At 71.7% G+C, this 14,302-nt stretch carries 13 protein-coding genes and 1 pseudogene; 8 read left to right on the top strand and 6 right to left on the bottom strand.

Annotation, left to right across the window (positions count from 1 at the left end):
* Positions 1-12: 12 nt before the first annotated feature.
* The 3 genes and pseudogenes from nagA to MMF94_RS18080 form a co-directional block, all read right to left on the bottom strand.
* On the bottom strand, positions 13-1,200 hold the full coding sequence (gene nagA, locus MMF94_RS18090) for an N-acetylglucosamine-6-phosphate deacetylase (protein ID WP_241038050.1): 1,188 nt from the start codon (positions 1,198-1,200) through the stop codon (positions 13-15).
* Positions 1,197-2,234, bottom strand: coding sequence for an SIS domain-containing protein (locus MMF94_RS18085; protein WP_379660602.1), 1,038 nt, complete (start codon positions 2,232-2,234; stop codon positions 1,197-1,199). The genes nagA and MMF94_RS18085 overlap by 4 nt, the downstream gene beginning before the upstream one ends.
* Positions 2,235-2,357: 123 nt before the next feature.
* A pseudogene (locus tag MMF94_RS18080) lies at positions 2,358-3,197 on the bottom strand (N-acetylglucosamine kinase); the annotation flags it as partial.
* A gap of 86 nt (positions 3,198-3,283) precedes the next feature.
* Between MMF94_RS18080 and MMF94_RS18075 the strand changes: the two are divergent.
* Positions 3,284-3,451 (top strand): hypothetical protein, encoded by a 168-nt coding sequence (locus MMF94_RS18075; protein WP_241038294.1) that lies wholly within the window; start codon positions 3,284-3,286, stop codon positions 3,449-3,451.
* A gap of 53 nt (positions 3,452-3,504) precedes the next feature.
* The gene (gene mshC / locus MMF94_RS18070; protein ID WP_241038049.1) at positions 3,505-4,743 is read left to right on the top strand and encodes a cysteine--1-D-myo-inosityl 2-amino-2-deoxy-alpha-D-glucopyranoside ligase; all 1,239 of its coding nucleotides are present in this window, start codon (positions 3,505-3,507) and stop codon (positions 4,741-4,743) included.
* 29 nt (positions 4,744-4,772) lie between these two features.
* On the opposite strand, the gene MMF94_RS18065 is transcribed toward mshC, so the two are convergent.
* Entirely contained in the window at positions 4,773-4,925 is a 153-nt protein-coding gene (locus tag MMF94_RS18065; RefSeq protein WP_241038048.1) for a hypothetical protein, read from the bottom strand.
* A gap of 35 nt (positions 4,926-4,960) precedes the next feature.
* Between MMF94_RS18065 and MMF94_RS18060 the strand changes: the two genes are divergently transcribed.
* Positions 4,961-5,326, top strand: a complete 366-nt coding sequence (locus MMF94_RS18060) for a DUF2237 family protein (protein ID WP_241038047.1) — start codon at positions 4,961-4,963, stop codon at positions 5,324-5,326.
* 200 nt (positions 5,327-5,526) lie between these two features.
* Positions 5,527-6,366: a hypothetical protein gene (locus MMF94_RS18055; protein ID WP_241038045.1), complete on the top strand. Its 840-nt coding sequence runs from the start codon at positions 5,527-5,529 to the stop codon at positions 6,364-6,366.
* A gap of 85 nt (positions 6,367-6,451) precedes the next feature.
* Here MMF94_RS18055 and MMF94_RS18050 read toward each other — a convergent pair whose 3' ends face one another.
* Positions 6,452-7,603 carry an MFS transporter gene (locus MMF94_RS18050; protein WP_338104255.1) on the bottom strand — a complete coding sequence of 384 codons (1,152 nt, stop codon included), beginning with the start codon at positions 7,601-7,603 and terminating at the stop codon, positions 6,452-6,454.
* The gene (locus MMF94_RS18045; RefSeq protein WP_241038041.1) at positions 7,603-8,487 is read right to left on the bottom strand and encodes a PAC2 family protein; all 885 of its coding nucleotides are present in this window, start codon (positions 8,485-8,487) and stop codon (positions 7,603-7,605) included. Before MMF94_RS18045 ends, MMF94_RS18050 begins: the two co-directional genes overlap by 1 nt.
* A 117-nt stretch (positions 8,488-8,604) precedes the next feature.
* On the opposite strand from MMF94_RS18045, the gene metH reads away from it, so the two are divergent.
* The 4 genes from metH (at position 8,605) to hisG (ending at position 14,299) form a co-directional block, all read left to right on the top strand.
* Positions 8,605-12,138, top strand: a complete 3,534-nt coding sequence (gene metH / locus MMF94_RS18040; protein ID WP_241038275.1) for a methionine synthase — start codon at positions 8,605-8,607, stop codon at positions 12,136-12,138.
* 40 nt (positions 12,139-12,178) lie between these two features.
* Positions 12,179-12,883, top strand: coding sequence for an HAD family hydrolase (locus tag MMF94_RS18035; protein WP_277398756.1), 705 nt, complete (start codon positions 12,179-12,181; stop codon positions 12,881-12,883).
* A gap of 219 nt (positions 12,884-13,102) precedes the next feature.
* Positions 13,103-13,366 carry a phosphoribosyl-ATP diphosphatase gene (locus tag MMF94_RS18030; protein WP_241038040.1) on the top strand — a complete coding sequence of 88 codons (264 nt, stop codon included), beginning with the start codon at positions 13,103-13,105 and terminating at the stop codon, positions 13,364-13,366.
* A 30-nt stretch (positions 13,367-13,396) separates the two neighbouring features.
* Positions 13,397-14,299: an ATP phosphoribosyltransferase gene (gene hisG, locus MMF94_RS18025; protein WP_241038039.1), complete on the top strand. Its 903-nt coding sequence runs from the start codon at positions 13,397-13,399 to the stop codon at positions 14,297-14,299.
* The last annotated feature ends 3 nt before the right edge of the window (positions 14,300-14,302 follow it).

Genomic DNA, 14,302 nt, shown 5'->3' with positions numbered 1-14,302 from the left:
GCCCCGGGCCTCTCACCCGGCGAGTGGCAGGGAGCTGAGCCGGATTCCGGCCCGGTAGACGTCCCGTACGCGCAGATCGGGGTCGAGTACGACGAGATCCGCCCGCCGGCCGGGCTCGATCGCCCCGACCTCGGTCAACCCGAGCGCCCGCGCGGGTGTCTCCGCCGTCATCGCGACGGCCCGCGAGAGCGCCTCCTCGCGGGGCAACGCCGCGTGCCGCACGATGTTGGCGAACAGGGCATCGGTGGTGGCCGTGCTGCCGGCGATGGTGCCGGTGTCGGCCACCCGCGCCACGCGGTCGGTCACCGCCACCCGCAACGGCCCGAGGTGGTACTCGCCGTCGGGCATCCCCGCGGCCGCCATCGCGTCCGTCACCGCCGCCACCCGTTGCCCCTTCGTGCTCCGCAGGACGTGCTCCCACAGGGCCGGGTGGACGTGCAGTCCGTCCGTCACCAGCTCGACGGTCACCCTGGCGTCCTCGAGGAGGGCGACCGCGGGCCCTGGCTCGCGGTGGTGCACCGGCGCCATCGCGTTGAACAGGTGCGTTCCCACGCGCGCACCCGCGGCGACCGCTGAGCGCGTGAGCGCGTAGCTCGCGTCGGTGTGGCCCAGTGCGGCGATGACGCCGGCGTCGGCGATCCGCCGCACCGCGTTCAGCCCGCCCGCTCGTTCGGGTGCCAGCGTCACCATCCGCACGGCGCCGTCACCGGCGCGCAGGAGCCGGTTCAGCTCCTTCGGGTCGGGGTCGCGCAGCTGCCCCGGATCGTGGGCGCCGCAGCGGGCGGCGGCCAGCCACGGTCCCTCCAGGTGCACGCCGGCGAGCTCGCCGTCCGTGACGAGATCGGCGAGTGCGTCCACCGCGCGCAGCAGTTGCGGGGGTGACGCCGCGACGAGGCTCGCCATCATCGTGGTGCTCCCGTGCGCCCGGTGGAACCGCACCGCCTGCAAGGCCTGCTCGGGGTCGCCGTCGGGGAACGCCGCCCCTGCTCCGCCGTGGACGTGCATGTCGACGAAACCCGGGACCAGCACGGCGTCGCCGAGATCCACGTCGGCGCGCCGGGGTGGGGCGCCCATGCCTGCGGCGGCGATCCTGCTGCCGGCGAGCTCGACCCATCCCGGCCCGACCGCAGCGGGGGTGACGACCGTGTCGGCGGCCAGGAGCGTCGTTGCGGTACCCGTTCTCGCGGCACCTGCGCTCACAGCGTCTCCGTGATCTTGCTCAGGCCGCGGGGAGCGTCCGGGTCGCCGCCGCGGGCGACGGCCATGTGCAGGGCGAGCAGCTGGAACGGGATGATCTCCAGCAACGGGGACAGCGCCTCGGGCACACCGGCCGGCAGCGCGAAGCCTGCCGCGGCCTGCGCCACGGCCGCCGGGTGCCCCACGCAGCACACGTCGGCCCGGCGCTCGGCCAGGCGGGGCAGTACCTGCTCCATCGCGGCGCCACCGACGCCCTCGGCCATCACGGCGAGCACCGGCACCTGGGGGTCGACGAGCGCGAGCGGCCCGTGGAGCAGGTCGGCGCCCGAGAACGCCTGCGCGGACACGTAGGCCGTCTCCATCAGTTTCAGCGCGGCCTCCCTCGCGGTGGCGTAGGAGTAACCACGGGCGGTGGTGATCATCCGCTGGGCGAACCGGTAGCGCTGGGCGGTCGCGGCGATCTCACGGTCGCGGGCCAGCACCCCGTCGGCCAGGTCTGGCAGCGCGGCGGCGAGCTCACCGCCCCGTCCGGCCCCGCCGGCCTGCCGCACCCGTTCCAGCAGCAGGTACAGCGCGAGCAGTTGGGCCGTGTAGGACTTCGTGGCGGCGACGGACCGTTCCGCGCCGGCCAGCACGTCGACGTGGACGTGGGCGACACGGGCGAGGGCGGAGCCGGCGTCGTTGGTGACCGCGACCGTCAGCGCGCCCTGGGCACGGGCGACCTCCAGCGACCGGACGAGGTCCGGTGAGCCACCGGACTGGCTGACCCCGATCATCAGCACGTCGCGCAGATCGGGCCGGGCGCCGTAGGCCGTCATCGTCGAGGGGGAGACGAGCCCCGCAGGAAGCCCGAGGCCGATCTCGACGAGGTACTTGGCATAGAGCGCGGCGTGGTCGCTGGTGCCGCGGGCCACGAACAGCACGGTGCGCGGCGCGCGGTGGCGGATCTCCGCGGCCGCGGCGTCCAGCCCGGCACCTGGCCCGTCCGCCAGCAGCCTGCGCCAGACGGCGGGCTGTTCGGCGATCTCGGCCGCCATGAGTCGGCCAGGACTCTGCGCTGCCACGGCTGTCATGCTCCCCGGCTCCCCGGCGCCCGCGCCGATCCGCGGCTGCTCGGAACGCGCCGCGCCGAGCGTGGCCGCGAGCCGCACGGCACCTGCCACCGGCGCCTCGGTGAGCACCCGGACCTCGACGTGTGAGAGCCGGTTGCGGACCGCCTCCTGCAACAGCGGCTGGTGCACGAGGACGCCACCACCGAGCACCACGGGCCCTGGGTTCCCCAACCGGTCGAGTACCCGCGCGGCCAGCGCGGCGAGCGCGTCGGCGGCCTCGTCGAGGATCGCGCCGGCGGCCGGGTCACCGGCACCGGACAGCTCGACGACGGCGCCTGCCTGACCTGCCCAGTACCGCCGGTCCTGCGTGGCGTAGACGTGGTCGATGAGCTGCTCACGAGCCGCGAGGCCGCAGCGTTCCAGCAGCGCGGCGGTGAGCGCGTCGACCGGCGCCCCGGCATCCATCCGGTCGAGGGCGTGCCGCACGGCGTCGAGCGCGATGCGGTAGCCACTGCCCTCGTCGCCGAGGAGGTGGCCCCAGCCGCCGGCGCGGGCCTCGGTGCCGTCGGCACGCGACCCCCAGGCCACCGAGCCGGTGCCGGAGATCAGGGCGACCCCCGCGTCGAGCCCCGCGGCGGCGAGGACGAGCCGTGCGTCGTGGACGACCAGCACGCTCGCGCCCGGCACGCGCTCCGCGAGAAGGCGTTCCAGGGCTCCGATCGAGTCGGCCCCGTCGGCGCCTGCTGCCCCCGCGCACACGGCGTCGACGCCCGCAGGATCGAGACGGGCGATCAGCGCGTCGAGTTGGCGCCCCGCCTCGGCGACGCCGACAGCAGCGATGTTCGCGCTCCCGGCGACCGCCTCGCCCACCGGCACTCCGTCCACGGAGCGGACGCCGTGGGTCTTGGAGCCACCGATGTCGATGCCGATGACGGTCCGCAACTGCACTCCTACCCGGCTAGATGTTTGGTCTAGACGACTTGCCTCAGACTGGCAGACGCCGCCCGTGCTGGGCAAGCGTGCATGCTGTGGGCGTGCCCACCTGTCACCACTGCCACACCATCTGCGAGAACGGCACCGCAGCCACCCTGACCTGGGTGCACGAGCGGGAGCCCGACGGGCAAGTGCGCTGGCTCTGCCCGGACTGCACGCGACGGCACCTGCGCGACATCGAGGCAAGGCTGCCTGCCGGTCGGCAGTGAAGCGGGCGACGACGGTGGCGGGTCGGCCGTCCTGAACGCGTAAGTTGTTCGTCATGCAAACCTGGGCAACCGTCGACGTCCCACGGCTCGCCGGCGGAGGTCCGCCGCTGCGCCTGCACGACACCGCCACCGGCCGCACCCGCCCGACCGCGCCCGGGCCCACCGCCACGATGTACGTCTGCGGGATCACCCCGTACGACGCCACACACCTCGGCCACGCCGCCACCTACCTGGCGTTCGACCTGGTCAACAGGCTGTGGCGAGACCTGGGCCACGACGTGCACTACGTCCAGAACGTCACCGACATCGACGACCCCCTTCTCGAGCGCGCCGCCCGCGACCATGACGACTGGGTCGTGCTCGGCATGCGCGAGACGGCGCTCTTCCGCGAGGACATGGAGGCGCTACGGGTGATTCCCCCGCGCCACTACATCGGCGCCGTGGAGGCGATGGGGGAGATCGCCGAGCTCGTCGGCAAGCTGCTCGCCTCGGGAGCGGCGTACCGGATCGACGACCCGGAGTACCCGGACGTCTACTTCGACAGCTCCGTCACCGGTCATTTCGGCTACGAGTCGAACCTCGACGAAGCCACGATGATCGAGCTGTCCCGTGAGCGCGGGGGCGACCCGGACCGCCCGGGCAAGCGGCACCCCGCCGACGCCCTCCTGTGGCGCATGGCCCGTCCGGACGAGCCGTCATGGCCGTCGGACCTGGGCCCGGGACGGCCCGGATGGCACGTCGAGTGCGCCGCGATCGCGCTCAACCGGCTCGGCACCCAGATCGACCTCAACGGCGGCGGGTCCGACCTGATCTTCCCGCACCACGAGTTCGGAGCCGCCCACGCCGAGGCGTTCACCGGCGAGCACCCGTTCGCCCGGCACTACACGCACTCCGGGATGATCGGTCTCGACGGCGAGAAGATGTCCAAGTCACGCGGCAACCTGGTCTTCGTCTCGAAGCTCCGGGCGGAAGGCGTCGATCCGGCTGCTATACGCCTCGCGCTGCTCTCGGGCCACTACCGCGAGGACCGGCCGTGGACCGCCGACCTGCTCGCACAGGCGGAGGCCCGGCTCGCCCGCTGGCGCCAAGCCGCCGCCCTCGACGCCGGGCCCAGCGCCGAGGACCTCGTGCTCCGGCTGCGTACCCACCTCGCCGACGACCTGGACACCCCCGCGGCTCTGGCCGCCGTCGACGCGTGGGCATCCGAGGCGCTGGAGCGCCGCGGCGGCGACGCGAACGCGCCCGCTCTCGTCCGCGACGCCGTCGACGCGTTACTCGGGGTGGCGCTGTAGGGAGCTCGGGCCGCCGGCGGGGCACGACCTCAGTCCGGCGGCTCGACCGTTCCCGCGTCGGGCTGCACGTCCGTGTCGTCCGGCACCTCCTTGTCGCCGGTGTCGATCGGGATCTCCAGGTCCCGCTCCGGTACGCCGGGTGGGCGGGGCGGTTCCGGGTCGGGATGCGGCGATTGCGTCATGTCGTCGGCCTACCCGTTCTGGTTGGGTGGAGCACATGGCGGGCAACGTGCTGGGCGGTGAGCTGCAGACCTGCAGCACCGACCCCATGACCGGTTTCACCCGCAACGGCTGCTGCGAGACCGACGCGGAAGACGCCGGCGTGCACACCGTGTGCGCCATGGTCACCGAGGAGTTCCTCCGGTTCAGCGCCCAGCGCGGCAACGATCTGTCCACTCCGCGCCCCGAGTACGGCTTCGCCGGACTGCGGCCGGGCGATCGCTGGTGCGTCTGCGCCTCCCGCTGGGCCGAGGCGCTCGAAGCGGGAGTCGCACCGCCCGTGGTGCTGGAGGCCACGCACGTCCGCACCCTCGACTGGGTCGACCTCGACGACCTGCGCCGCCACGCTGCGACCTCGGGCTGACACAGGGCCCCGGGCGCGCGACATGGACACGTATCGCTGTTCTGCGCGCGTACGAACAGCGTCACGTGTCCATGTCGCGCGGGGACGAGGATGCGCGGCCGGCACAAGGGGAATCCCGGCTCTGGGGACATCTGCCCTCCGGGCTCGCGGGGTGTGGACAGGCGTTCGACGCAGCACGGCATCCCGCCGATCGTGTGCCCATGATCTTTCGGGGATCGGAGGCCGTTGCGGCCGGTCATCTCACCCATGCCCAACTACGCGGCCCGCTGGTCACGAACCTGTTCCGGGACGTCTACGCGGATGGCCGCATCGCGGTGACGCACCCGGTCCGCTGCCGGGGCGCCACCCTCGTGCTACCACCGGACGCCGTCATCACGGGCCGCTCCGCTGCCACGATTCGCGGCTGCGAGCTCGCACGGGCGCATGACCCGGTGGAGGTGGTCGCGCCGCTGCGGCGCCGGATCACCTGGAGCGAGGGGATTCGGCTGCGACGCACCGAGCTCGCCCGCGAGGAGTCCGAGCCGTGGCACAGCGGCCGGATCGCCTCTCCGCTGCGGATGGCGCTCGACCTCATGCTCGCCCGTCCGCTCCCGGACGCCGTCGCCGACCTCGATGCCGTTCTCCGGGCCGGGCTGGTCGAGCGCACCGCCTTGACCGCGCTGGTCGGGGCACGGTCGGACCGCGGCATCGTCACCGCCCGCCGGGTCGTCGAGCTGGCCGATGCCAGGGCGGAGTCGAGGCCCGAGTCGAAGGTGCGTGTGTGGCTCGAGCTGGCCGGGTTGCATCCGGTTCCGCAGTACTGGATCGAAGACCGTTCTGGTCGGCTCGCCCGTGTCGATCTCGCCTTTCCCGAGCGGAAGGTCGCGGTCGAGTACGACGGTGAGTGGCGCGACGGGCAGCTCTGGGCGCTCAACCACGACCGGGAGCGGCTGAACCGGGTGCATGCCGCCGGGTGGGACGTCGTGTTCGTGACGCAACCGCTGCTGGCCAACCCCAGGAAGATGATCTACACGGTAGAGGCGGCACTCCGGGCAGCGTGACCTTGCCGCGACATGGACACGTATCGCTGTTCTGCGCGCGTACGAACAGCGTCACGTGTCCATGTCGCGGCTGTCGGGCGCCTCGTCAGGTGCGGCGTTCGGGAGGGATCAGCGTCGGGACCGCCACTGCCAGCAGCACGGCCGGCAGCAGGAAGCCCGCCAGCGGTTCGGCGTGATAGACGGGCGTGATCACCACCGGGCTGAGCGCCGCTCCGCTGAAGCGCACCGCCTGCACCGTCGACATCGTGCCGCCCGTGTTCTCCGGGGCAAGGCGCAACACCATGGCGTTGACGCCCACGAGGACGAACTGAGTGGCCACCCCGCCCACCGCCCAGACGATGCCGATCAGCCACACCGTCGGTGCGAGCCCCACCCCGATCACGACGAGTACCCCGAGCCCGGAGCCGAGCAGGACGCTGCGCCGGGCCCCGATCCGGTCTATCCCGCCGCCGACCAGCCGCGCCGTGAGCAGGCCGGCGACCCCGAGTGAGGTGAGCAGCAGGCCTCGCGCCCCGGCGCCGACGCCGAACTCCTCCTCCAGCCGCAGCGCGACGAGGAAGTTCAGCCCGGAGATGCAGCCCCAACCCACGGCCGCGACCACGCCGGCACGCAGGACCGAGGGCTGCCACGCCGTTCGGAGGCTGGGCCGTGCAGCCAGCTGCCCGACCGGCTTGTCCGAGGGGACACCGATGACGGCGAGCAGGGCGGCGACCACTGCCACCCCGGCGAACGCGATCCGCCAGTCGACCTCGGCCGCGAGGCCCCCGATCAGCGGCGCCGAGGTCTGACCCACCGCCTGCATCGAGCCGAACCAGCCGAGCGCCCGGCCGAGGCGGCCTGCGGGCACGCTGCTGGCCAGCGCCGCGAGCAGCAGGGGAGTGGTGAACGCGTTCGCGGCTCCCTGCAACGCGCGAGCCGCGAGGAACAGCGGCAGCGTGGGCGCCAGCAGGCACACGACCGACGTGATCAGGTACGCGACGTAGGCGAGCGTGACCGTTCGCCGGCGTCCCCAGCGCTCGCCGAGCGTGCCCGACACCAGCATCACGGCGGCGAACGGCGCTGTGTAGGCCGTGATCGACAGCGACGCCGTAGCCCCCGACACGTCGAACGACGCACCGAGCTCCGGCAGCATCGCGACGGTGATCCCGCCTCCGAAGGGGCCCAGAGCTGCTCCGGCGTAGAGACCGGCCCTGGCGAGACGCGTCCGGGGGGACGCGCGGGTTAGCGGCGGGTCGATCAGTTGCCCGAGCCCCCGGTGCCGCGCCGGCGCAGGTAACGCTCGAAGTCGGCGGCGATGGCGTCGCCGTCGGCCTCGGGGAGGACGTCGGCGTCGGCCTCGGCCTGCTCCTCGAGCTGCCGGACGTACTCACGCACCTCGTCGTCCGCCTCCGCCATCTCCGAGACGGTGCGCTCCCATTCCTCCGCCTGCTCGGGAAGACCCCCGAGGGGGACCTCCACGTCCAGCAGCTCCTCGACGCGGTGCAGCAGCGCGACGGCGGCCTTGGGCACCCGGGCCTGCGACACGTAGTGCGGCACCGCCGCCCAGAACGACACCGCGGGGATGCCCGCCTCGACACAGGCGTTCTGGAAGACGCCCACGATCCCGGTGGGTCCCTGGTAGCTCGACGGCTCCACCTGAAGGTCGCCCGCCGAGGACACGTCGTAGGAGATCCCGCTGACCGGTGTGGGCCGGGTGTGCGGGGTGTCGGTGAGCAGGGCGCCGAGGGTGATGACCTTTGTCACACCGAGCTTCTCGACATAACCCAGCAACTCGGCGCAGAAGGTGCGCCACCGCAGGTTGGGCTCGATTCCGTTGACGAGCACGACGTGCCGGTCGGTGCCGGGAAGTGTGGCCACCGAGAGCCGGGTGGTCTGCCACTCGATCTTGCGCGTGACACCTCCGGCATGCCGCACATGCGGCCTGGTGACCTGGAAGTCGTAGTACTCCTCCGGATCGATCGAGACCAAAGGTTCGGCGTCCCAGCTCAGCTCCAGGTGCTCCAGCGCCGTGCTGGCCGCCTCTCCGGCGTCGTTCCACCCCTCGAACGCGGCGATCAGCACCGGGTCGACGAGGCGGGGCAGTTCGTTCTCCGCTCCGGTTTCCGGCTCGCGATCGGTCATCCGCCCAGCCTACGGCCGGAGGCCGCAGCGCGATGGCCGCCTCCCCCGGCCGCTACCGTGTCCACTGTGCAGCCTGACATCCGCACCCAGTCACCGCCTGCCTTCGACACCACCTTGATGGAGACCCTGTCGGAGCGGGTGGTGATCGCCGACGGCGCGATGGGCACCATGCTGCAGGCCGCCGACCTCGCCATCGACGACTTCGACGGCCTCGACGGCTGCAACGAGATTCTCAACGCCACCCGCCCCGACGTCGTGCGCAGCATCCACCGCGCCTATTTCGAGGCGGGCGCCGACGCCGTCGAAACCAACACTTTCGGGGCGAATCTGCCCAACCTGGCCGAGTACGGAATTGCGGAACGAATCCGGGAGCTCGCCCTGAAGGGTGCGCAGCTCGCCCGCGGCGTCGCCGACGAGATGAGCACGCCGGACCGTCCGCGCTACGTGCTGGGTTCGGTCGGGCCGGGCACCAAACTGCCGACCCTCGGCCACGAGACCTTCGCCCGGCTGCGTGACGCTTACGCCGAGTGCGGGCGCGGGCTGCTCGCCGGCGGCGCCGACGCCCTCGTCGTCGAGACCTGCCAGGACCTCCTGCAGGTCAAGGCCGCGGTCCTCGGCATGAAGCAGGCGATGACCGACGAGGGCCGCCGGGTCCCGCTGATCACGCAGGTCACCGTCGAGACCACCGGCACGATGCTGCTGGGCAGCGAGATCGGGGCGGCGCTCACCGCGCTGGAGCCGCTCGGCATCGACCTGATCGGGCTCAACTGCGCCACCGGCCCCGCCGAGATGAGCGAGCACCTGCGCACGCTGTCCAAGCACGCGCGCATCCCGCTGTCGGTGATGCCCAACGCCGGCCTGCCGCGGCTCGGCCCGAACGGCGCCGAGTACCCGCTCACCGCAGAGGAGCTCGCCGAGGCGCTGTCCACGTTCGTGCGCGACTACGGCCTTCGCCTGGTGGGCGGCTGCTGCGGCACCACTCCCGAGCACGTGCGTGCCGTCTCCGAGGCGGTCCGTGACCTCGTCCCCGCGCCGCGGTCTCCTCGGCCGGAGCCCGGGCTGAGCTCGCTGTACGCGTCGGTGCCCTTCCGCCAGGACACGTCGGTGCTGATGATCGGCGAGCGCACCAACGCCAACGGGTCGAAGAAGTTCCGCGAAGCGATGCTCGCCGAGGACTGGGAGGCCTGCGTCGCGATCGCCCGGGAGCAGACCCGCGACGGCGCGCACCTCATCGACCTGTGCGTCGACTACGTCGGGCGCGACGGTGTGGCCGACATGGCCGAGCTCGCCGGGCGGCTGGCCACCGCGTCCACGCTGCCGGTGATGCTCGACTCCACCGAGCCCGAGGTGCTCCGCGCCGGGCTGGAGCGGCTCGGCGGGCGCTCGATCATCAACTCGGTCAACTACGAGGACGGCGACGGTCCCGGCTCGCGGTTCCAGCGTGCGATGGAGCTGGTGCGCGCTCACGGGGCAGCGGTCGTGGCGCTGTGCATCGACGAGGAGGGCCAGGCCCGCACCGCCGAGTGGAAGGTGCGGGTGGCCGACCGGCTCATCCGCGACCTCACGACCAACCACGGCATGCACGTCGAGGACATCGTCGTCGACACCCTGACGTTCCCGATCACCACCGGTCAGGAGGAGGTCCGCCGCGACGCGCTGGAGACCATCGACGCGATCCGCGAGCTGAAGCGCCGCTACCCGGACGTGCAGACCACGCTGGGTGTCTCGAACGTGTCGTTCGGCCTCAACGCCGCCGCGCGGCAGGTGCTGAACTCGGTGTTCCTGCACGAGTGCGTGAACGCCGGGCTGGACACCGCCATCGTGTCGGCGGCAAAGATCCTTCCGATGGCCAAGATCGACGACGAGCAGCGGTCCGTGGCACTCGACCTCGTCTACGACCGGCGGCGGGAGGGCTACGACCCGCTCAACCGCTTCATGGAGCTGTTCGAGGGCGTCACGGCCTCGTCGGCGAAGGCGGGCCGGGCCGAGGAGCTCGCCGGGCTGCCGCTGTTCGAGCGGCTGGAGCGGCGGATCGTCGACGGCGAGCGGCTGGGGCTGGAGGCCGATCTCGACGAGGCGCTGGAGTCCCGCCCGGCGCTGGAGATCATCAACGACACGCTGCTGGCGGGCATGAAGACCGTCGGCGAGCTCTTCGGGTCCGGTCAGATGCAGCTGCCGTTCGTGCTGGCCAGCGCCGAGGTGATGAAGACGGCGGTGGCGCACCTCGAGCCGCACATGGAGAAGACCGACAGCGACGGCAAGGGCACGATCGTGCTCGCCACCGTGAAGGGCGACGTCCACGACATCGGCAAGAACCTCGTGGACATCATCCTCACCAACAACGGCTACAACGTGGTCAACCTGGGGATCAAGCAGCCGATCTCCACGATCCTGTCGGCTGCCGCGGAGCACCGGGCCGACGCGGTCGGGATGTCCGGGCTGCTGGTGAAGTCCACGGTGATCATGAAGGAGAACCTCCAGGAGATGAACTCCCGGGGGGTCGCCACGAAGCTCCCGGTGCTGCTCGGCGGGGCCGCGCTCACCCGCTCCTACGTCGAGAACGACCTCTCCGACGTCTACGACGGCCGAGTCGCCTACGCCCGCGACGCGTTCGAGGGCCTGCGCCTCATGGACGCCACCATGGCGCGCGCCCGCGGTGACGCACCTGAGGTCGACTCCGAGGAGGAGGCCCGCAAGGCCGAGCGCCGCGCCCGCCACGAGCGGTCGCAGCGGGTGGCGGCCAAGCGGAAGGCGGCCGAGGCCGAGGTCGCAGGCCCGCTCCCGGAGCGCTCCGACGTCACCGTGGACAACCCGCTGCCCACCCCGCCGTTCTGGGGCTCCCGCGTTGTCAAGGGCGTGTCCCTGGCCGACTACTCCGGGATGGTCGACGAGCGCGCCCTGTTCCTGGGCCAGTGGGGTCTGCGCGGGGCGAAGGGCGGTTCCGGCCCGAGCTACGAGGAACTGGTGGAGACCGAGGGCCGCCCGCGGCTGCGGTACTGGCTGGAGCGGTTGTCCACCGAGGGCGTGCTCGCGCACGCCGCCGTCGTCTACGGGTACTTCCCGGCGGTGTCGGAGAAGGACGCGCTGCTCGTGCTGGAGGAGCCGCGCGCCGACGCGGCGGAGCGGTTCCGGCTGGAGTTCCCCCGCCAGCGCCGCGACCGGCACCTGTGCCTGGCCGACTTCTGGCGGCCGCGCACGCTGGCCGTCGAACGGGGCGAGGTGGACGTGCTGCCGCTGCACCTGGTGACGATGGGCTCGCCGATCGCCGACTACGCCAACGAGCTGTTCGCGAAGGACGCCTACCGCGACTACCTGGAGGTCCACGGCCTGGGCGTCCAGCTCACCGAGGCCCTCGCCGAGTACTGGCACCGGCGCATCCGCGAGGAGCTGAGGTTCCCGACCGGTGACGCCGTGGCGAAGGAGGACCCCGCCGACGTCGAGGAGTTCTTCAAGCTCGGCTACCGCGGGGCGCGTTACTCGCTCGGCTACGGCGCCTGCCCCAACCTCGAGGACCGCACCAAGATCGTCGAGCTGCTGGAGCCCGGGCGGATCGGCGTGGAGCTCTCCGAGGAGCTTCAGCTGCATCCGGAACAGTCCACCGACGCGATGGTCGCGCACCACCCCGAGGCGAAGTACTTCAATGCAGGCTGAGGGTCGCTTGCCGGGCCCGAATATCGATGCTGAGGGTCGCTTGCCGCGCCCGAACATCGATGCCGATCTTCCCGCGGCCGTGCTGTGGGATATGGACGGCACGCTGGTCGACTCGGAGAAGGTCTGGAGCATCTCGCTCGCGGAGACGGCTCGCTGGCTCGGCGCAGAGCTGAGCCCGGAGGCCCGGGAGGCCATGATCGGGTCGAACATGGCCCGCACGCTGGTGCTCATGTTCGACGACCTGGGGCTCGACCGCGATCCGGTCCGGATGGCGGAGGCCGAGAAGTGGATGACGGCGCGCACGGGCGAGCTGTTCGCGGCCGGCCTGGAATGGCGGCCGGGCGCGCTCGACGCGTTGCGCATGGTCCGTGCGGCGGGCTGGCCTATGGCGTTGGTCACGAACACCGAGCGGGTGCTCACGGAGATGGCGCTGGAGACCATCGGGCGTGAGCATTTTCTCGTCACGGTTTGTGGCGATGAGGTGCCACACGGTAAACCCGATCCGGATCCGTACCTGCGGGCGGCGGAACTGCTCGGTGTCGCTCCCGACGATTGCCTCGCGGTGGAGGACTCCCCGACCGGGGCGCTCGCGGCCGAGCATGCGGGCGCGGCCGTGCTCGTGGTGCCGTGTGAGGTGGCAGTTCCAGCAGGTCCGGCGCGTGTCCAGCGTCGCTCCCTCGCTGGACTCACGGCGGACGACGTGCGCGACGCCTACGCTCGGGTGCGCACCGATCGCGTGGCCTGACGCCGAAAGCGGGCCGTGTGCGCTGTCGGAGATGGCGCCGTTGGGCGTTGGCAATGCCGCCGTTCGCCGAATGAATCGCGCACCCCATAATGCGCACAGCGACCGTTCGGCGAACCATCCGGCGCAGCACGTGCGCCGGGCGCAGCACGCTCGGTGGCACTGTTCGCGTCGACCCTGTCGACGTATCAGACTGATGATGTTGTGAGGGAGAGAGCGAACGTGAAGACCTTCGACGAACTGTTCGTCGAGCTGACCGAGAAGGCCGCCACCCGCGCGGAAGGCTCGGGCACGGTCGCGGCTCTCGACGCGGGGGTGCACGAGCAGGGCAAGAAGCTACTCGAGGAGGCCGGCGAGGTGTGGCTGGCTGCCGAGCACGAGGCCGACGACGCGTTGGCCGAGGAGATCTCCCAGCTGCTCTACCGCATCCAGGTCGTCATGCTCGGGCGCAATATCTCGCTCGAAGACGTCTACAAGTACCTGTAAGACCACAAGCAAGGCACTAGGAGAACTCTGATGCTCCGCGTCGCACTCCCCAACAAGGGAACGCTGGCTGAGCCTGCCGCCACGATGATGCGTGAGGCGGGGTACCGGCAGCGGTCGGACTCGCGCGACCTCAGCATGCTCGACGAGGAGAACGGGATCGAGTTCTTCTATCTGCGGCCCAAGGACATCGCCACCTACGTCGGTTCCGGCGACCTGCACCTGGGCATCACGGGTGCCGACCTCATGGACGAGTCGGGCAGCCAGGTGAAGCGGGTCATCGAGCTCGGCTTCGGTGCGTCGAAGTTCCGGTTCGCGGCCCCCGAACGCACGGAGGACGGCCGGGACTGGAAGCTCGAGGACCTCGAGGGCAAGAAGATCGCCACGTCCTACCCCCGGCTGGTCCGCGCCCACCTCGCCCGCAACCGCGTCCGCGCCGACATCATCAAGCTCGACGGCGCCGTGGAGATCTCCGTCCAGCTCGGGCTGGCCGATGCGATCGCCGATGTCGTCTCCTCCGGGCGCACGCTGCGCCAGCACGGCCTGAAGCCGTTCGGCGCGGCGATAGCCGCGTCGCAGGCCACGCTGATCGAGCGCGAGCCGCGTCCCGACCGCGAGGAGACCGTCGAGGTCAAGTCGGCCAAGCAGGTGTTCACGGCACGCGTCCAAGGGGTCGTCTACGCGCGGCAGTACCTGATGCTCGACTACGACTGCCCGGAAGACGTGCTCGAGGAAGCCAAGCGCATCACGCCCGGCATGCAGGCGCCCACCGTGTCGCCGCTGATGCAGAAGGGCTGGTTCGCGGTCCGCTCCATGGTGAGCCGGTCGTGTGCCAACAAGGTGATGGACGATCTTGCCGCGCTCGGCGTGCGCGCCATTCTGACCTCGGAGATCCGCTCCTGCCGAGCGGTGGACGGCACCGGCATCGGGATCTGAGCT

This window comes from Pseudonocardia alaniniphila (assembly GCF_022524485.1).
GTDB classification, from domain to species: domain Bacteria; phylum Actinomycetota; class Actinomycetes; order Mycobacteriales; family Pseudonocardiaceae; genus Pseudonocardia; species Pseudonocardia alaniniphila.
The sequence above is the reverse complement of the archived record's forward strand: the minus strand, read 5'-3'. Positions and strand labels throughout refer to the sequence as shown.